This window comes from Pseudomonas sp. XK-1 (assembly GCF_038069885.1).
Lineage (GTDB): Bacteria > Pseudomonadota > Gammaproteobacteria > Pseudomonadales > Pseudomonadaceae > Aquipseudomonas.
Map to the genome: position 1 here is coordinate 15,062 of NZ_JBBPES010000007.1, position 18,999 is coordinate 34,060.

An 18,999-nucleotide genomic window follows, 5' to 3' on the forward strand; every position below is an offset into this window, starting at 1 on the left:
CATCATGTCGGTACCCCCGCGTGCCGTTCAGCTTAACGAAGCGAACGCGTTCCTTAAGAAACATCCTGAGGTCCTGTTCGTCGACCTTCTCATTGCCGATATGAATGGCGTGGTGCGCGGCAAGCGCATCGAACGCGCCAGTCTTCACAAGGTATACGAGCGTGGCATCAACCTGCCGGCCTCGTTGTTCGCCCTGGATATCAATGGCTCGACGGTAGAAAGCACCGGTCTGGGCCTGGACATCGGCGACGCCGACCGTATCTGCTACCCCATCCCCAACACCCTGTGCAATGAGCCCTGGCAGAAACGCCCGACCGCGCAACTGCTGATGACCATGCATGAAATGGAAGGCGAGCCGTTCTTCGCCGACCCACGGGAAGTGTTGCGCCAGGTGGTCGCGAAGTTCGACGAACTGGGCCTTACCATCTGCGCCGCCTTTGAACTCGAGTTCTACCTGATCGACCAGGCCAACGTGAACGGTCGCCCGCAGCCGCCGTTGTCGCCGCTGTCGGGCAAGCGCCCGCAGTCGACCCAGGTGTACCTGATCGACGACCTCGACGAATACGCCGAGTGTCTGCAGGACATCCTCGAGGGTGCCAAGGAACAGGGCATCCCGGCCGACGCCATCGTCAAGGAAAGCGCCCCGGCGCAGTTCGAGGTCAACCTGCACCACGTCGCCGACCCGATCAAGGCCTGCGACTACGCGCTGTTGCTCAAGCGCCTGGTGAAGAACATCGCCTACGACCACGAGATGGACACCACCTTTATGGCCAAGCCGTACCCCAACCAGGCGGGTAACGGCTTGCACGTGCATATCTCGATTCTCGACAAGCAGGGCAACAACATCTTCGCCTGCGAAGACCCGGTGCAGAACGACGCCCTGCGTCATGCCATCGGCGGCGTGCTGGAAACCATGCCGGCTTCGATGGCCTTCCTCTGCCCGAACGTCAACTCCTACCGCCGCTTCGGCGCGCAGTACTACGTGCCGAACTCGCCATGCTGGGGTATCGACAACCGTACCGTGGCCCTGCGCGTACCGAACGACAGTGCCGATGCCGTACGCATCGAACACCGCGTCGCCGGCGCGGATGCCAACCCCTACCTGCTGCTCTCGGCGGTACTGGCGGGCGTGCACCACGGCCTGACCAACAAGATCGAGCCCAGCGCACCGGTGGAAGGCAACTCCTACGAGCAGAACGAGCAGAGCCTGCCGAACAACCTGCGCGATGCCCTGCGCGAGCTGGACGACAGCGAAGTGCTGGCCCGTTATATCGACCCGAAATACATCGATATCTTCGTCGCCTGCAAGGAAAGCGAGCTGGCCGAGTTCGAGAACTCGATCTCCGACCTCGAGTACAACTGGTACCTGCACACCGTTTAAGTACGCAACACCAAACGCCGGCCTTGTGCCGGCGTTGTTTTATCCAGCCGGAACTGCCGAACCAGCCTTATCCCTGGCCGCGCGCCTTGCGCCGTGGCAGGCGTTCGGCTGGGTGAAATTCAGCAGGTCCGGGTCTTGTCGCCCGCATCAACAAGCCGCACCCCAAGGGACGGCGCAGCGCTTACCGGGAGATCCACCATGCTTCGCTTACTCGCCTCACTGCTGTTGCTGACGCCACTCCTGACGGTGGCCCAGGAATCCGCGCCGGCAGTCGAACGGTCCGATGCGGTTATCCGCATGTACAACTGGAACGACTATATCGCCCCCCAGGTGCTCAAGGACTTCGAGGCCGAGACCGGTATCCGCGTGGAGTACCGCACCTTCAGCACCGCCGAAGAGCTGGCGGCGGCCCTGGCCAGCGGCGAAGCCATCGATATCGCGGTGCCCTCGCACAACGACCTGCCGGCCCTGATCGGCAACGGCAGCATCCAGCCCCTGGATTTCAGCCTGCTGCCCAACCGCAAGCACCTCGACAAGCAGCTGCTCAGCACCCTGGCCGCCCTCGATCCGGGCAACCGCCATGCCGTGCCCTACCTGTGGGGCGCGGTGGGTCTGGCGATCAACACGCCGCAAGCCGAGGCGGCCTTTGGCGGCCCGCTGCCTGACAGCTGGAGCCTGCTGTTCGATGCCGAGCAGAGCGCGCGCCTGGCCGAATGCGGGATCAGCGTGCTGGACGCCCCCGAGGAAACCCTGAGCCTGCTGTTCAACTACCAGGGCCGCAGCCTGGCACGCAGCGCGCCGAGCCGCATTCAGCGCTCCAGCCAGGTGCTGGACGGTCTGCGCCCGCATCTGCGCTATATCGACAGCGAGCGTTATATCGACGACCTCAGCCAGGGCAAGCTGTGCGTGGCCATGGCCTGGGCCGGCGATGCCCTGGCCGCCGCCGATGCCGGGCAGCCGGTGCGTTTCCTGGTACCGGATGAAGGTTCGACGCTGTTTATCGACAACCTGGTGATCCCCGCAAGCGCCGGGCGCGCCGATCTGGCCCACCGTTTTATCGACTACCTGATGCAGCCCGAAGTGGCCGCGCTGATCACCGCCGAGACGCTTTATCCAAACGGCAATGCCGACTCCAGGGACTTTCTCGACGCCGCCCTGCGCGATCAGCCGGGACTGTACCCGGACCGCGCCACCAAACGCCGCCTGCATGCCCTGGAAACCGTGCCGGAGAAACACAGCGCCAGCGTGGCCGAGGTCTGGGCGCGCTTTCGTGATGGCAGCTGAGTGATGCGAGAGGAGCCCGGAAGTGATCCGGGCTACGGCCTGTGATTACCGCGCAGGGTGCATAGTTATCCGAGAGCCTTGGTGCGCACGGCGCACCCTAGGGCGTCACAGGCTTACTTGACCAGCTGACGCCAGGCTTTCAGCGAGCCGATGGCCAGCAACTGCGCCTTGCGCGCCGCCAGGCCATCGGGATCTATAGCCTGGTGGGCCAGCTCCGCCAGCTTGTTCAACTCGCCATACAGGCGGTCGACTTCCGGTACTTCAAGCACCTCGCGAGCCAGGTGCAGCCAGACCAGCAGGCGCTCGATACGCGGCAGTTGCTCGGCCAGATCTTCCGGCTGTTGCACATAGCGCTTGAGCTGCAGGGCGGCCCCTTCATCGGCGATCAGGGTCGGCAGCCAGTTGCCCAGCGGTGCCGCGCCCTGGCGGTTGCCACGGTTGTTGCGCCCCACCGTCCAGCTACGCGCCAGCAGCCAGCGCGACAGGTTCAGCGAGAACAGACCCCAGCGATTGCCCTGCAGTTCGGCGGCGAACAGCGCCGGGGCGTTCTTGCGCAGGCTGTCATCGTCCTGGCCGGCCAGCAGGCGCGGACGCCAGTCCAGCAACAAGGCATCCAGCAGTTCGCGCAGGGCATGACTGCTGGCCCGCGGTGCGGCCTGGCCAAGACTGCCGAGCAGCGCGCGCAAGCCGATCAACTGATCCAGCCACTCGACCAGCAAACGCCAGTGACCATTGAAGCGGTACTGCTCGGCCAGGCGCTGGCTGCTGCCCAGCAGGTGCCAGCCCAGCGCCGCGACGCTGTCGTCCAGGCTGGTTTCGCCACTCAGCACCGGGGCCGGCAGACTCAGGCTGTAGCTGCCCGCATCGAACAGGCGGTAACCGCGCTCGGCCTTGCTGATATCGCAGGGCATCAGTGCCAGGTCGGCGGCCAGTTCGGCGGCCAGCTCCAGCAGCGCTTCAGGCTCACCCTGACGCAGCTCCAGCTCCAGCTCGCAGATTTCTTCTTCGCCTTCGCCGGCAATCACCTTGCCCAGGTCCAGCGCCGCTTCGATCACCACCCGGGCCTTGCCGCGACCCCAGGCGATTTCCGCGCGCTGGCGGACGAAGTCGGTGGTGAAGATGGGCTGCAGCTGCTTCTTGTCCAGTTCGGCCAGGGCCGCCGGCCAGCAGCTGTCATCGAGCTTCTTCAGGTCCAGCTTGGCCTTGGCCAGGTTCCAGTCCCACTCATTACGCTCGGACAAACCGGCCACGCTCTGCCCGCGGGTTTTCAGGGTCTGGATCACCTGGTCGCCATCGCGGCGCAGGCGCAGAGCCACCTTGGCCATGGCCAGGTCACGCTCGGGGGTGTCGAAATACTGGTTGAACAGTTCGTGCTGCTCCCAGCCACTCTTGTTGCGCTTCTTCAGCAACGGGTGGTCGCGCAGGGCGGTCAGGGTGGCACGGCTGACTCGCAGCTTGATCTCGGTTTCTTTGTTCATGGGGCTCTAGGTCTGGATACGTGAATTCAGCTGGCCGAACTGTCGCGCGCCTTGCGCGAGTGCGGCGTACTAATCGGCGAGTAATCGGCTTTATTCTCGATCAGTCTCGACGTGTAGGTGCTGATATGGGTGTGCCGGTCGGGGATGTCTTTATTGACGAACGAGGCCGCGGCGATGGTGACGTCGTCGCCGATGCGAAGATTGTCGCCAATGATACAGGCGTTGGCCCCCACGCTGACGTTATCGCCGATCATGATCGGGCCGCCCTCGTCATGCTTCTGGCCGATGGTGCAGTTCTGGAAGATGCTGAAGTTCCGGCCGATCACCGCCTTGCGGGTAATCACGATACCGACCGGGTGGGGAATAAACAGACCTTCGCCGATTTGCGTGTCCAGCGGGATCTCGATGCCGAAGCGTTCACTGAGCCGGTCGCTGAGACGGCGGGCGCGGTTGCGCCAGAACTTCGAATCGGACTGGTGAAGAAATTGCGCGAAGCGGTACCAGAACAGGTAGCGATAACGCGAACGCTGGCGGTACTTGGCCAGCAAGCGCCGCCAGGAAAAGCGCTTGTGCGCGCCGCCGAGCAGCTCGATATGCCAGTAGCGTTTCAATTGGGCGAATGTCATGCCGCGACCTCGGATGCCTTTACTGTGTAACAGCCCCAGCCGGGGGCAATACAATCAAATTATTACCAGCCGATGACACGAACTGGCGGGCGTCCCAGGTGATCCGTATACTTGCGGCCTTCTCAACGCCGGGGCTCACCCTATGCCAATCAATCCTTTTGCCAGCCTGTTCGGTCGCTCGCCTATCGGGCCCATGCAGAAGCATTTCGCCAAAGCTCACGAGTGCGCAGCGAACCTGGTGCCTTTTTTCGAAGCCGTGATGGTCGAGGACTGGGCTCAGGTGCAGCAAGTGCAGCAGGACATGGCGCGACTGGAAGACGAAGCCGACAAGCTGAAGAAAAGCGTGCGCCTGCACCTGCCCAAGAGCCTGTTTCTGCCGGTTCCGCGCTCGGATCTGCTGGAGCTGCTGAGTGTACAGGACAAAGTCGCCAACCGCGCCAAGGACATCGCTGGCCTGATGCTAGGCCGCGAAATGTCTATTCCTCAGGCGCTGCAGCCGCTGATGCGGACCTTTGTGCAGCGCACCGTGGATGCCAGCGCCCAGGCCCTGAAGGCCATGAACGAGCTGGACGAGCTGCTGGAAACCGGCTTTGGCGGTCGCGAAGCTGCCCTGGTCGAGTCCATGGTCATGGAGCTTGAGCAGATCGAACGCGACACCGATCTGATGCAGATCGACGTGCGTCGTGCCCTGTTCAAACTGGAAAAGGATCTTCCCCCGGTCGACGTGATGTTCCTCTACCAGATCATCGAGTGGATCGGCGATGTGGCCGACCGTGCCGAACGCGTCGGCAACCGACTGGAACAACTGCTGGCGCGCTAAGCGCCAGTGTCCTTTCTGGAATCTACGGATTAATTATTTATGTCTCTGATTGCGGACTACGGCCTCGTACTTCTGCTGCTCGCCTGTCTCTTCGGCTTTTTCATGGCCTGGGGCGTGGGTGCCAACGACGTGGCCAACGCCATGGGCACCTCGGTGGGCTCGCGCGCACTGACCATTAAACAGGCGATCCTGATCGCCATGGTGTTTGAGTTTGCCGGTGCCTACCTGGCCGGCGGCCAGGTCACTGAAACCATCAAGAGCGGTATCGTCGACGCCTCGATGATCACCCCGGACCTGATGGTGCTGGGCATGATGTCGGCGCTACTGGCGGCCGGTACCTGGCTGCTGATCGCCTCGACCCGTGGCTGGCCGGTCTCCACCACCCACTCCATCGTCGGCGCAGTAATTGGCTTCGCCGCCGTTGGCGTGTCCATGGACGCGGTCAACTGGGCCGGCGTCGGCCCGATCGTGGCCAGCTGGGTAATCTCGCCGGTGCTCTCCGGGATCGTCGCCTTCGGCCTGTTCGTCAGCGTGCAACGGCTGATCATCGATACCGACGAGCCCTTCCTCAACGCCAAGCGCTTCGTGCCGCTGTATATGTTCGCCACCGGTTTTATGGTCAGCATCATGACCCTGACCAAGGGCCTCAAGCATATCGGCCTGAACCTCTCCAGCACCGAGGGCTTTATGCTCTCGCTGGGCGTCGGCACCCTGGTGATGCTGCTGGGTATCGTCCTGCTCAGCCGGATCAAGATCGACGTCGAGGCGGACAAGGATTTCCACTACGCCAGCGTGGAGAAGGTCTTCGCCGTGCTGATGATCTTCACCGCCTGTTCCATGGCCTTTGCCCACGGTTCCAACGACGTGGCCAACGCCGTCGGCCCGCTGGCGGCCATTGTCGGGGTGATCCAGTCCGGCGGTGAGGCGGTCGGGGCCAAGGCGGCGCTGCCGGCCTGGGTGCTGCTGCTCGGCGCGGTGGGTATCGTCATCGGCCTGGCTACCTACGGCTACAAGGTGATCGCCACCATCGGCAAGGAAATCACCGAGCTGACCCCCAGCCGCGGTTTCGCTGCCGAACTGGCCACCGCTACCACCGTGGTCGGTGCCTCGGCCATCGGCCTGCCAGTGTCCACCACCCACACCCTGGTCGGTGCGGTACTGGGCGTAGGCCTGGCCCGTGGTATCGGCGCACTGAACCTGGGCGTGATCGGCAAGATCTTTATGTCCTGGCTGATCACCCTGCCAGTGGGTGCGGCGCTGTCCATCGTGTTCTTCTACGTGCTGCGCGGCATCTTCCTCTGAGTTAGCGGTTTTCTCTCTGCCGGCGATGGCCCTATGATGGGCCTCGCCCGCGGAGACCATCGATGCCCCTGCCTTCCCTAAAAGAGCAATTCGCCGCGCTGATCGCAGCGCCTTCGGTGAGCTGTACCCAGCCCCACTGGGACCAGTCCAACCGCGCCGTGATCGAGTTGCTCTCGGGCTGGCTCGGCGACCTCGGCTTCCACTGCGATGTGCAGCAAGTCTCCCCCGGCAAATTCAATCTGCTCGCCAGCTATGGCAGCGGGCCCGGTGGCCTGGTGCTGGCCGGACACAGCGACACCGTGCCGTTCGACGCCGCGCTGTGGCAGAGCGACCCGCTCAAGCTGACCGAAATCGACGGCCGCTGGGTGGGCCTGGGCAGCTGCGATATGAAGGGCTTCTTCGCCCTGATCATCGAAGCGGTGCAACCCTTGCTGGAGCAGCGCTTTCAACAGCCACTGCTGATCCTCGCCACCTGCGACGAGGAAAGCTCGATGGCCGGAGCCCGCGCCCTGGCCGCTGCCGGACGGCCCCTGGGGCGCGCGGCGGTGATCGGCGAGCCCACCGGCCTCAAGCCCATCCGCCTGCACAAGGGCATCATGATGGAACGCATCGACATCCTCGGTCAGAGCGGCCACTCCTCCGACCCCGGCCTCGGCCACAGCGCCCTGGAAGCCATGCAGGACGTGATCACCGAGCTGCGCGGCCTGCGCAGCCAGTGGCAGCGCGAATTCAGCAACCCGCAGTTCAGCGTGCCAGTGCCGACCCTGAACCTGGGCTGCATCCATGGCGGCGACAACCCCAACCGCATCTGCGGCCAGTGCGCCCTGGAGTTCGACCTGCGCCCGCTGCCTGGCATGGACCCGCAGGCGCTGCGCGCGGCGATCCGGCAGAAGCTGCAGCCGCTGGCCGAGCAGCACCAGGTCAAGATCGACTACGCGCCGCTGTTCCCCAGCGTGCCGCCGTTCGAGCAAAGCGCCGACACTGAGCTGGTGCGCATCGCCGAACGCCTCACCGGGCACAGTGCCTGCGCGGTAGCATTTGCCACCGAAGCGCCTTATCTTCAGCAGCTCGGTTGCGAAACCCTGGTGCTTGGCCCCGGCGATATCGATTGCGCCCACCAGCCCGGCGAACACCTGGCGATGTCGCGCCTGCAACCGACCGTGCAACTGCTGCGCGAACTGATCGAGCATTACTGCCTGCAACCCGCCACCGCGGTGCCACCTGGAGGAGAGAACGCGTGAAGCTGCACCAACTGCGACGATAACCACCCGCTGCTATCGGCTGCCTCGTCTGGCGCACCCGCGCCAATCCATGCGTTCCCTATCTGCCCCACAGGTTCCTCCCGCAATGCACGACCACGTCAATTGGCTCCGCCACGCTTCGCCCTATATCAATGCCCACCGCGACTGCACCTTTGTGGTGATGCTGCCGGGCGAGGGCGTCGCCCACCCGAATTTCGGCAATATCGTTCACGACCTGGTGCTGCTGCACAGCCTCGGCGTGCGCCTGGTGCTGGTGCATGGGTCGCGCCCGCAGATCGAGGCGCGCCTGGCCAATCAGGGCCTGACCCCACACTTCTACCGCGACCTGCGGGTAACCGACGGGCCGACCCTGGAGTGCGTGATCGACGCCGTCGGCCAGCTGCGCATCGCCATCGAAGCGCGCCTGTCGATGGACATGGCACGCTCGCCGATGCAGGGCTCGCGCCTGCGCGTCACCAGCGGCAACTTCGTCACCGCGCGGCCGATCGGCGTGGTCGATGGCGTCGACTATCACCACACCGGCGAAGTGCGGCGCATCGACCGCAAGGGCATCAATCGTCAGCTGGATGAGCGCAGCATCGTGTTGCTGTCGCCGCTGGGCTATTCGCCCACCGGGGAAATCTTCAACCTGGCCTGCGAAGACGTTGCCACCCGCGCCGCCATCGACCTGGACGCCGACAAGCTGCTGCTGTTCGGGGCCGAGAGCGGCCTGCTCGACGAGAACGGCCGCCTGGTCCGCGAGCTGCGCCCACAGCAGGTGCCGCAGCATCTGCAGCGCCTGGGCAACAGCTACCAGGGCGAACTGCTCGACGCCGCCGCCGAGGCCTGCAAGGCCGGGGTACGCCGCAGCCATATCGTCAGCTACGCCGAAGACGGTGCACTGCTCAGCGAGCTGTTTACCCGCACCGGCAACGGCACCCTGGTGGCCCAGGAGCAGTTCGAATCCCTGCGTGAGGCGACCATCGAAGATGTCGGCGGCCTGATGGAGCTGATCACCCCGCTGGAAGACCAGGGCATTCTGGTGCGCCGTTCGCGGGAGGTGCTGGAGCGTGAAATCGAGCAGTTCAGCATCGTCGAACGCGAAGGCCTGATCATCGCCTGCGCCGCGCTGTACCAGATTGCCGACTCGGATTTCGGCGAGCTGGCGTGCCTGGCGGTCAATCCGGCCTACCGCCATGGCGGTCGCGGCGACGAGCTGCTCGAACGCATCGAGGAACGCGCCCGCGCCCAGGGCCTGAAGACCCTGTTCGTGCTCACCACCCGCACCGCCCACTGGTTCCGCGAGCGCGGCTTCGTGCCCAGCAGCGTCGACCGCCTGCCCGCCGCCCGCGCCTCGCTGTACAACTACCAGCGCAATTCCCAGGTGTTTGAAAAGGCGCTTTAAAGCGCCTACAGGCAATGCGCCAGGCCTTACCGCAGAGCCCTGGCGCAATCCGGGAAACAGGCCGCTCTAGGGGATCAGCTCCTGCTGCTCCTCGGGTAGTTGCGGGTCGACCTGCAGCCAGGGCAAGCCGCTCTGCACCCAGATATGTCGATCCGCTGGGGCCTGCTCCGGGTGGTCGAGGGTGGCGACGGTCACATCCAGGGTCTGCGGGCTGAGGCGGGTAAACAGGGTCAGGTGCGCGCCGCAGGTCGGACAGAAACTGCGCGTGCAGGTAGCCGACGAGGCGTACTCGGTCGGCGTGCCGGACAGCCACTGAAAGCTCGCCAGCGGCACCGTGATCCAGGTGGTCAGGATGCCGCCGCTGCTGCGCCGGCAGACCGAACAGTGACAGTGGGCGATATCCACCAGGGGTGCGTCGAAGCAATAACGCAGGCGACCACAGTGGCAGCCTCCGCTGTGCAATAAACTCATCCTTGCTCTCCTTCGCCGTTCGATGCTTGCGTCGCCCGCCCGGGCTGCTCAAGATGGGCGCTTGCGCCTTGCTCGGCAGTTTTCAACGGTCTGTTAAACGAGGGTTGTCGTGCTCGAATTGCTGCTGGCCTTATGGCCCTTGTTCGCCCTGATAATCGCCGGTTATCTGCTGCGCCGCCAGGCCTTTCCCAACGAGGCGTTCTGGCCCGGAGCCGAGCGGCTGAACTACTTCATCCTGTTTCCCGCCCTGCTGTTGAGCAGCCTGGCCACGGCCCCGCTGGATAACCCCGCGCTGCCGCGCCTGGCCCTGGCAGTCATGCTGGCCTTGGGTCTGGCCTGGCTGGCCCTGCTGCTGATGCGCCGGGTGCGGGGCTGGCCGGCGGGGCGTTTCGGGGCGTTTACCCAGGGCACCCTGCGCTTCAATACCTACCTGGGTCTGGCCACAGTGGGCAGCCTGTTTGGCCAACCAGGCCTGAGCCTGGCCGCATTGATGCTGGCTCTGATGGTGCCCACGGTCAACGTGCTGTCGGTCTGGTCGCTGACCGCCGAGCGCGGCGTCAGTGCGCGCAGCCTGCTGCTGCCGATCCTCAAGAACCCGCTGATTCTCGCCTGCCTGGCCGGGGCTCTGATCAACCTCAGTGGCATCGGCCTGCCCGGCGGCAGCGAGCGTCTGCTCGGCCTGCTGGCCGCCGCCAGTCTGCCGCTGGGCCTGCTCTGCGTCGGCGCGGCATTGAAGCCCGAGCAGCTGAGCGGCGAAGTTCCGGCCCTGCTCAGCAACAGCCTGCTGCGCTTGCTGGCTATGCCGCTGCTGGCCTGGACGGTGGCCTATGGGCTGCAGTTGCCGGCGATGGAAAGTACCCTGCTGGTGCTGTTCTTCGCCCTGCCGACGGCCCCCACCGCCTATGTGCTGACCCGCCAGCTGGGCGGCGACAGCCAGCTGATGGCGGGCCTGATCACCCTACAGACCCTGCTGGCGGCGGCCAGCCTGCCGCTGTTGCTGCGCCTGCTCGGTTAATCCCGCGTCTCTGGCCTGCAGATAGCTGTCGATCATCTGCTGGTAGCGGCCGCTGTCCTGCAGGGCGCGCAGGCCCAGGTTGAACTGTTCGATCAGCTGCGGCCCCTGCGGGTGCTTGTGCGGCACTATCAGGTGCAGGGTGCTGTTGCTGATCGCCCTGACAGAGCGGCGGAACAGGCTCAGGTCGGCACCGGTCAGGCGCAATGCGGTTTCCCCCAGACGCAGGTCGGAGATAAAGAAATCATCCCGGCCGAGCAGCAACAGGCGCGCGCATTCCTTGAGGCCAGTGGGCGAATGGCGGGTCAGCACGCCCTGGTCGAGCAGCTCCTGCAAAGCCTTCGGCGGTTGCCAGCCCAGCGGGTAACAGAAGCGCCGGCCCTGCAGGCTGGCCGGATCATCCAGCTCGATGGGCTCGGCGGCGCGGCTGAAGATATGCTGCTCGGCCACGAACAGGGCGGCGGAATACAGGTATTCCTGCTCCCGCTGAGGCGTGCGTACATAAGGGAAGGTCGCGTCGTATTCGCCCTGCAGGGTCTTCAGGTAGCCGCGGTTCCAGGGCCGCCAGTCCAGGCTATGGACGATGCTGCGTTCATCCAGCACGGCCTTTACCACCTGGGTCAGCATGCCACCGCCCGGCAGGGCCTGGCCGGTAAAGGGCGCGTAGTCGTCGCCGGTAACCAGACGCAGGTTATCGGCCTGGGCGCAGAGGCACAGGCTCGACAACAGGCAGACCAGCACGCGCTGTAGCATCAGGCCACTATCCAGAGGTTTCTAGGTTATTTATTCGAGGGTAAACCACTGCACCTCGACCCGGCGGTTCTGTTCGCTGTCCTGGCCCAGGGGCTCTTCCCAGCCGCGCCCGACCAGTTCGATGCGGTCGTCGGCGATGCCCGGGTGGCGGGCCAGCAAGGCCGCCTTGACCGCCAGGGTACGCTGGCGCGACAGCTCCATGGCCTTTAGCGCCATGCTGCGTACCAGCGCCGAACCGCCCTGGCGTTCGAAGTCGGCGACCATGGCGTTATCCACATGGCCGCGCAGCAGGACGATGGAGCCGGGGCTGACCTGGAGAAACTTCTTGATGGTGTCCAGGTAGTCCTGGTTGGCCTTGGCCTCGTTATCCAGGGCCGCCGAGTTGGCCTCGAAGAAGAAGCGGATGTCCTTGCTCAACAGCGCATCGCCTTCCAGGGCGACCTTGCCGCTGGTGCGGATCGGCGCAATGGCGATGCTCTGGCCCTGGAACTGGCCGTCCTGCTGCAGGGCCTTGAGGTGGCTCAGGTCGGAGAAACGTTCAGGATCGGCGGGGTTGCGGATCAGCGCGCCGTAGGCCAGCACCGAGGACTGGAAAATGCCCTGGAAGGAGCCGGCCGAATCGATGCTGCCGTCGAAGAACGCCAGGTTTTCCGGCAGGTTGCTCAGGTGCACCTTGCTCAGCTCGTCGAGGGTTTCTTCCTGGGTCCAGCCGAACGCCTGGGCGACCACGCCGGCATGGGTCCGGGGATCGTCACGCAGCAGGCGGTTGCCCTCCAGCAGGCCATGCACCAGACCTTTGACGATCTGCGGATGGGCGTTGGCGAAGCCCTTGTTGACCACCAGGATATCGGCCACCACCAGCAGGTTGCGATTGGACACCAGCATCTTCGCCGCCCCGGCGGATTCGGCAACGGCCTGGTCGGTGCGCGGCGACCAGCCGACGCAGCCGTTCAGCCGATGCTTGCCGGCCAGTTCGGCGACATAGGCATCGCAGGCGATAAAGGCATCCTCGTAGAACACCAGGCCCAGCTCGTTGGGCCCCGGACGCGCCTCGAGGTCGCGCAGCACCTTGACCGCCACGCCGGCCTCACTGGCCAGGTAGCGGATAAAGAACTCGCTTTCGTTGAACTGGGTGGCGGCGAGCACCTTGCCCTTGAGCTGGTTGACGCTGGCGATGCTGCTGTCCACCACCACCTGGTCGGCCCCGCGGGAGAAGGCGATCTGCGCCGGCACCGTGACCTCGAACTGACGGCCAAGCACCGCCAGCACGTCGGCGGTGGTGGCCACGGCGGCCATCTGGCCGTTGTTCAGCGCCGACCATTCCTCACTCTCGCCCTTGCTCAGGCGCAGCTGGAAGCCGTACTGCTTGGCGAAAAAGGAATCGGGGTTGGGCGCGAGACCGCCGTTGGCGACGATCAGGCCGCCATAACCGGCGTACTCGCTCATATCGACGTCGATAATGTTGTTCTTCATCTCGTAGGGCGCGGCCGACTGCAGGGTCGGCGTGCCGCTGACCGGCTCGATCGGCTCGGGGCCCGTGCTGCCCCCGAGGCTCGCGGGCAGGCCGCTGAGCACGCTGCCGCTGCCTTCTTCGAGCATATCCTTGCTGACCAGCCAGGCTCCCAGCCCCAACAGGCCGATCACCAGCAAAATGGTCAGCAGCTTGCCGGCAGCATTGCCGCGCTGACGCTGCCCGGATGTGGATAGATACATGACGCCTCTCCCTGTCGGATGCGAGCCAGCGGCTCGCCAATCAAAAGTGTTCACAGCCTGAACCGCTGCCCTTATCCGGCGCTTCGCGCCATCACTGGCGTAGCGATTCGTCCTGCGTCGGCTTGTCGCCCTGGCCCTGCAAGACATACCGCGGCAAGGCCTGGTGTTCGTTGAGTTCGAGTACCCCGAGCAGGTCGCGCTGGCTGTTGAGCCAGCGGCTGGCCTCGTTGAACGAGCTGGTCAGGGCATTCAGCGCCACGCCGATCTGCTCTTCGTCGGTGGCCAGCAGGGTCTGCTCGCGGATCAGGGCGATCTGCTGCTCGATGCGCTGCAACTCGGCATCCACATGTTCCTTGCGCCGCATGCCTTCGACATGGGCCATCTGGCGCGCGTCGATCACCTGCTTCTGCTGCTCCAGGCTGCGTCGCAGCTCGTCGTTCAGCTCGCTGCTGGCCAGGCGCGCATCGATCTGGTCTTCCTGCTGCTGCAACTCGGCGCTGTCCTTGGCCGCGGTGTCCACCACCACGTTCAGGGCCTGGCCGGCCACCAGCAGACGCAGGTTGAGCCACACCAGCTGCTCCAGGCTGTCGGCATGGGAGGCCATCAAGGGCGAGCGCGCGAGCAGCTGCAACACCTCGCGGGCACGGGCCTCGATCACCTGCTGGCGGCTGCGCTGCGTGGCATCGAGCAGCGCCACTGTGGCCTCGTAGCGCTGGCTGGCGGGATCGGCCGGCTGCGCCTGCCGGGCGTCCACCGTGCGGCGAAAGCGCGCGCTACCGCTCAGCAGCAGCAGATAGCCCAGTTCCAGGCCGGCCCCCAGCACCCAGAAGCCCGGGCTGACAAAGGCCCCGAGCAGGCCGAACGCCGCCAGGCCAAACCAGTTCGGCGGCAGCGGCATGCCCAGGGGGCGGGCGTTGAAGGCGGCCCACAGATAACGGCCGCTCATGGTTGTGGGGGCTCCTGGCCGAGGTGGCGCAGGGATTCGGGCACGAAGGCCATATCGGTGGCCTCGCGGATGGCGATGCTCATCTGCAGGCGCAGCACCGGCTCGGCCACCGGCGGCTGGTAGCCCAGCAGGCAATGCTTGAGCGCCGCCAGGGGCTGCATCTGCGCGGTGCGCACCTGACGGTAGACCTTGACCGCCAGGGCCTCGGCGGCACCCGGGGTAAGCAGCAAGGGCAGCGGCAATTTCACCAGCGCCTTGAGTTCCAGCTTGAGGTCGAAGCGCCCCAGCAAGGCCTTGAGCAACGCCGCGCTTTCCTCGACCGTGGTGGTCGGCAGCAGCGGGATCTTCACGTCGACCCGGCCCGGACGCTTGAGATCGACTTCGATCAGATCGGGGCGCGAGGAGGCGAGAATCCAGATCACCTTGCCGCGGTTGTCGGCGTCGCCCATTTCCTGGGCGATCATCGAATAGAGGCGTCCGGACAGGCCGCTGTCGCCGCTGCCGCCGTCGCGCTTGCCGAGGCTCTGGTCGGCCTCGTCGATAAACACGATGCAACGGCCCAGGCCGCGGATCAGGCGGAAGATCTTCTCCAGATTGCCCTCGCTGGAGCCGACCCAGCGGTCGCGGAAGTTCTTCAGCTTGACCACCGGCACCCCGGCCTCGCCGGCCAGGCACTCGACCAGGTAGGTCTTGCCGGTGCCCACCGGGCCGCAAAAGATATAGCCCTTGGGCAGCGCACGCAGATCACTGGCCTGCCACAGCGCCATGTCCTGGCGCAGCCAGACCTTCAGCGCCTCCTGAGCGTGGTAGTCGTCCAGGGTGCGTTTGGATTCGATAAATTCCACCAAGCCGGCGCTGTCGTTTTCCACCAACTCCTTCTTCGCTTCGGCCCAGTCCTGAGCACCGAGCACCTTGCCCTCATGGGCGCGACGTTTGACCAGGCTGGCCAGGGCGCTCAGGCTGACCCCGGCCAGGGCCTGCACCGCACCCTTGTCTTCGTCGGCAAAGGCGGCGGGATGGTCCAGGCGCAATTGCGCCAGGCACTGACCGAGGCTGTCGGCGTCCGGCAGCGGCACCTGCACCCGGTCGATGCGCGGGTTGTTCGCCACCAGCGGGTGCAGGTCATTGAGGTTATCGGCGATCAGCAGGCTGGCGAAGGCCATATCGGCGAACGGCGGCTCGGCGGCCCAGTCGCGTACCAGGCTGGCCAGGCTTGCGCTGGCAAAATCGCCCTGACGGCTGGCCGGCAGCACCAGCTCGGCACCGCGCAGGATCACCGCCACATGCTCGCTGTCGCCGCGGCCGAGGGCCTGCAGGTTGGCGCGGTAACGCAGGTAGCGGCTGATCAGCTGCACCGCCTCGCGCGGGTCCAGCGGCCACTGGCTCTGCGCCGCGGCCGGCCACTGGGCGAAACGCTCGCCGCCGCGCAACAGGCTCAGGCCGTTGCCCGGGTCGTAGAGAAAGACGATATCGAAGGTGCCGAGCAGCTTGGCGTCGAGGTAACGGGTCAGGCTGACCAGGCGGCCGTCCAGGGGAAAACGGTCGGCGACATTGCCGTACAGCACGAACTGGCCATGGGCAGCGCTCTCATAGGCCAGGCGCAGTTCGGCGACCCAGGCGGGTACAGGCGATTGCCCGAGCATGAGTTACTGGCTTTCCGACTGCGGATTGCCACCGCCCATGCTGCGGTTGGCCGCCGGGGCCTCGCTGGCCTCCTGGCCGGGCAGGCTGATGCCTTCCTTGGCGGCGAAATCGGCCAGGGCCTGGTCGGCCAGGGCATCCATCTCGGCTTCCTTGAGGTTCACTTCGCTCATGTCCATCGAATCGCGGGCCATGCGCGCGCGGCCGGCGGCCTTGGTGCGCTCTTCCTCGACCATCTCGTGCAGGCGGCTGAGGGTGTCGCCGGAACCGCCGATGGTGCTGACCATGCCGGCGGCCATCTCGTTCATCTCGGCCATGGCAGTCTTCATCCGCAGGTCGTTGATCGCGCCCTTGAGCGCCTCGATCTTGCTCCGCGCGGCGGCCACCGCCACTTCGCGGGCCTTGGTCAGGTTCTGGTAGGTTTCCTCGGCCTGGGCCAGCTGGCGACGATTCTCTTCCAGCTCACGGGCCAGGTTCTGCAGACGCAGGGCGTTCTGCGCCGCAGCCGACTTGTTGCCGGCACGCAGGTGGGCGGTGGTGCGCGCATGCAGCTCGCGCTCCTCGGTCTCCTGCTTGCGCACCTGGCTCATCAAACGCTCGGCCAGGCCCGCATGGGCGGCCAGGCCCTGGTTGAAATTGGCGATCTGCTTACGCAAATTTTCCTGCTCCAGCTCCAGCAACGCCTCCGGGTTCTGCCGCTCGATGTCCTTGATAAACAGCGACAGCATGCCTTTGAGGATATTGGTCAGACGAGCGAACATGGTTTCTCCTTGCGGTAAGCGGGCAATCCATCGATGACTGACGGCACGGCCAGTCAGGCACGGCCGGTCAGGCGTTGAGCATTCTTGGTGAGCCTGGCAATTGATGCAACCGTCCGTCGCCGGTCAGTGCTGCTGGCGATTGTAGGCAGAGGCAAGAGTTGCGGGATAGCCAGTCGATCACGTCTGCAGCCATCAGAATAGATCGAGTTGATTGGCCGGGGGGGCTTTAACCGCCGTGGCCCGCACCTCCGGCTGCGCCGACTTTGCCTGTAGCCGCTCAGCCAAACCCGCCGCCCGCTCGGCGCGGGTCACCACCGCCTCGCCCAGACGTGGCGGCAGCGCCCAGATTTCCACCAGCTGCTTGGCGCGGGTGATGCCGGTGTAGAACAGGCTGCGGCTGAGCAGCGGGCTGGGTTGTTCGGGCAGCACCAGCAGCACTTCGCTGAACTCCGAACCCTGGCTTTTATGCACAGTCATGGCAAAGGCGCTGTCGTGGCTGGGCAGACGCGCCGGGGCGAAGGGGCGGTAGCCGTCTTCACCTTCAAAGAACACCCGCAGGCCGTACTCAGTGTGGAGGCAGATGCCGATATCGCCGTTGAACAGGCCGAGGGCGTAGTCGTTCTGCCGCACCATCACCGGCCGGCCGACATACCAGCGCTCGCGGCTGGGCACCTGGCTGCGGCGTTTGATCCGCGCCTCTAGCGCCTCGTTGATACCGGCCACGCCCCAGACGCCTTCACGCTGGGCGCAAAGCGCGCGGAAGGCATTGAAGGCGGCAAAAGCGGCTGCCGGGTCGGCGCTTTTTGCGGCATCGATAAAGGGGGCGTAGCCCTGATCCAGACGCTCCAGCAGATCGCTGGGCGTTGGCTGGGCAATCCAGGCCAGGTCGCTGCGCGCTTCCTTGAGCAGGTTAAGCGTGCCGCTGACATCGCCGCCATTGATCCGCCGCGCCAGCTCGCCGATGCCGCTATCGCCGGCAAAGCGGTGGCTGTGAGTCAGCAGCACCACGGCATCGCCGAGTTGCGAGCTGGGTTCGCTGACTGGCACCTGCTGACCGGTAATGCGCTGCAGCTCACGGGCAGCCTGGGCATCGAAACCACGGCCCTCGCAGAGTTCGGCGAATACCGCGCCGGCTTCCACGGCGCACAGCTGATCCTTGTCGCCGAGCAGGATCAGCCGTGCGCTGGGCGGCAGGGCGTCGAGCAGTTTGGCCATCAGCGCCAGGTCGACCATTGAGGCTTCGTCCACCACCAGCACATCCAGCGCCAACGGGTTAGCGGCGTTATGGCGTACCTGGGGGCTGTCGCCACGGCTGCCAAGCAGACGGTGCAGGGTGCGCGCTTCATCCGGCAGCGCCGCCTTGATCGCCTCGCTGACTGGCAGCGCGGCCTTGGCATTGCGGATTGCCTCGGCCATTCGCGCCGCCGCCTTGCCCGTGGGCGCGGCCAGGCCGATGGCCAGGTTGGCGGCCCCCGGCTGCTCGAGCAATGCGGCGAGCAGACGCACCACGGTGGTGGTTTTGCCGGTGCCGGGGCCACCGGAGATCACCGCCAGCTTGCGTCGCACCGCTTGCGCGGCGGCCAGACGCTGCCAGTCCGGTTGCTGCTGGTTAAAGGAAAATAGCCGGCCCAGGCTTTCGCTCAACTGCGCCTCATCCACCACCGGCAGATCGGCGGCGCGCTGCAGCAACTGTTCGGCCAACTGGCGTTCGTAGGCCTGGTAGCGCGCCAGATAGAGGCGGCCGTGTTCGAGAATCAGCGGGGTGAAATCACCGTTGCCGCCCACCAGGGGCGAGGCTTGCAGCTGCACCTGCCAGTCGCCCTGAGGCGGCAGACGGAAGTCGTGTTCGGGCCAGGGGCGCTGCCCGGCCAGGCGCGCCAAGGGCAGGCACACGTCGCCCTTGTCCAAGGCCATACAGAGCAGCGCCGCCGAAACCAGCACCACGGGTGAGGCCGCCGGATCAAGGCGTTGCAGGCTGTCGACCAGGGCGCGTTCCAGGGGGCCGAAGGGCAAGTCGGCAAAGTTCATGCAGTACCCCTGTAGGGTGCGCCGTGCGCACCAAGGGTGAAGGACATGGTGCGCACGGCGCACCCTACGAACACCACGCGCGCCAACGGGCCGAGGGGTAGATCAGGCAGCATAGCGATACCCCCGTAGGAGCGGGC

Annotated in this window: 16 protein-coding genes; 7 read left to right on the forward strand and 9 right to left on the reverse strand. The window is 65.5% G+C overall.

Going from position 1 to position 18,999, the window contains the following annotated elements; translation table 11 throughout:
• Nucleotides 1-4 precede the first annotated feature (4 nt).
• On the forward strand, nt 5-1,381 hold the full coding sequence (locus tag WMW70_RS17935) for a glutamine synthetase family protein (RefSeq protein WP_341438822.1): 1,377 nt from the start codon (nt 5-7) through the stop codon (nt 1,379-1,381).
• A gap of 198 nt (nt 1,382-1,579) precedes the next feature.
• The gene (locus WMW70_RS17940) at nt 1,580-2,665 is read left to right on the forward strand and encodes an extracellular solute-binding protein (RefSeq protein ID WP_341438823.1); all 1,086 of its coding nucleotides are present in this window, start codon (nt 1,580-1,582) and stop codon (nt 2,663-2,665) included.
• Nucleotides 2,666-2,778: 113 nt separating this feature from the next.
• Here the strand turns inward: WMW70_RS17940 and WMW70_RS17945 are convergent, their stop codons facing one another.
• Both WMW70_RS17945 and WMW70_RS17950 read right to left on the reverse strand, forming a co-directional pair.
• On the reverse strand, nt 2,779-4,143 hold the full coding sequence (locus WMW70_RS17945) for a CYTH domain-containing protein (RefSeq protein ID WP_341438824.1): 1,365 nt from the start codon (nt 4,141-4,143) through the stop codon (nt 2,779-2,781).
• Between the two features lie 26 nt (nt 4,144-4,169).
• On the reverse strand, nt 4,170-4,769 hold the full coding sequence (locus WMW70_RS17950) for a serine O-acetyltransferase (RefSeq protein ID WP_341438825.1): 600 nt from the start codon (nt 4,767-4,769) through the stop codon (nt 4,170-4,172).
• Nucleotides 4,770-4,911: 142 nt separating this feature from the next.
• On the opposite strand from WMW70_RS17950, the gene WMW70_RS17955 reads away from it, so the two are divergent.
• From WMW70_RS17955 to argA, 4 genes are all read left to right on the forward strand, one after another.
• Nucleotides 4,912-5,589 (forward strand): TIGR00153 family protein, encoded by a 678-nt coding sequence (locus WMW70_RS17955; RefSeq protein ID WP_341438826.1) that lies wholly within the window; start codon nt 4,912-4,914, stop codon nt 5,587-5,589.
• Nucleotides 5,590-5,628: 39 nt separating this feature from the next.
• Nucleotides 5,629-6,891: an inorganic phosphate transporter gene (locus WMW70_RS17960; RefSeq protein ID WP_341438827.1), complete on the forward strand. Its 1,263-nt coding sequence runs from the start codon at nt 5,629-5,631 to the stop codon at nt 6,889-6,891.
• Between the two features lie 62 nt (nt 6,892-6,953).
• Nucleotides 6,954-8,132 carry an acetylornithine deacetylase gene (argE, locus tag WMW70_RS17965; protein WP_341438828.1) on the forward strand — a complete coding sequence of 393 codons (1,179 nt, stop codon included), beginning with the start codon at nt 6,954-6,956 and terminating at the stop codon, nt 8,130-8,132.
• Between the two features lie 106 nt (nt 8,133-8,238).
• The gene (gene argA / locus WMW70_RS17970; protein ID WP_341438829.1) at nt 8,239-9,537 is read left to right on the forward strand and encodes an amino-acid N-acetyltransferase; all 1,299 of its coding nucleotides are present in this window, start codon (nt 8,239-8,241) and stop codon (nt 9,535-9,537) included.
• Nucleotides 9,538-9,603: 66 nt separating this feature from the next.
• On the opposite strand, the gene WMW70_RS17975 is transcribed toward argA, so the two are convergent.
• Nucleotides 9,604-10,008 carry a GFA family protein gene (locus WMW70_RS17975; protein ID WP_341438830.1) on the reverse strand — a complete coding sequence of 135 codons (405 nt, stop codon included), beginning with the start codon at nt 10,006-10,008 and terminating at the stop codon, nt 9,604-9,606.
• A 109-nt stretch (nt 10,009-10,117) separates the two neighbouring features.
• Here WMW70_RS17975 and WMW70_RS17980 point away from each other — a divergent pair, with 109 nt between their 5' ends.
• Nucleotides 10,118-11,023: an AEC family transporter gene (locus tag WMW70_RS17980; RefSeq protein ID WP_341438831.1), complete on the forward strand. Its 906-nt coding sequence runs from the start codon at nt 10,118-10,120 to the stop codon at nt 11,021-11,023.
• Here WMW70_RS17980 and WMW70_RS17985 read toward each other — a convergent pair.
• From WMW70_RS17985 to recD, 6 genes are all read right to left on the reverse strand, one after another.
• Nucleotides 10,967-11,773, reverse strand: coding sequence for a substrate-binding periplasmic protein (locus WMW70_RS17985; protein ID WP_341438832.1), 807 nt, complete (start codon nt 11,771-11,773; stop codon nt 10,967-10,969). The two genes, WMW70_RS17980 and WMW70_RS17985, sit on opposite strands and share 57 nt — an antisense overlap.
• A gap of 30 nt (nt 11,774-11,803) precedes the next feature.
• A complete protein-coding gene (locus tag WMW70_RS17990; protein WP_341438833.1) occupies nt 11,804-13,486 on the reverse strand; it encodes a phosphate ABC transporter substrate-binding/OmpA family protein in 1,683 nt (560 codons plus the stop codon).
• A gap of 91 nt (nt 13,487-13,577) precedes the next feature.
• Nucleotides 13,578-14,432, reverse strand: a complete 855-nt coding sequence (locus tag WMW70_RS17995; protein WP_341438834.1) for a hypothetical protein — start codon at nt 14,430-14,432, stop codon at nt 13,578-13,580.
• Nucleotides 14,429-16,075 (reverse strand): AAA family ATPase, encoded by a 1,647-nt coding sequence (locus WMW70_RS18000; RefSeq protein ID WP_341438835.1) that lies wholly within the window; start codon nt 16,073-16,075, stop codon nt 14,429-14,431. The genes WMW70_RS17995 and WMW70_RS18000 overlap by 4 nt, the downstream gene beginning before the upstream one ends.
• Nucleotides 16,076-16,078: 3 nt before the next feature.
• Nucleotides 16,079-16,834, reverse strand: coding sequence for a PspA/IM30 family protein (locus WMW70_RS18005; protein ID WP_341438836.1), 756 nt, complete (start codon nt 16,832-16,834; stop codon nt 16,079-16,081).
• A gap of 192 nt (nt 16,835-17,026) precedes the next feature.
• The gene (gene recD, locus WMW70_RS18010) at nt 17,027-18,862 is read right to left on the reverse strand and encodes an exodeoxyribonuclease V subunit alpha (protein ID WP_341438837.1); all 1,836 of its coding nucleotides are present in this window, start codon (nt 18,860-18,862) and stop codon (nt 17,027-17,029) included.
• Between the last annotated feature and the right edge of the window lie 137 nt (nt 18,863-18,999).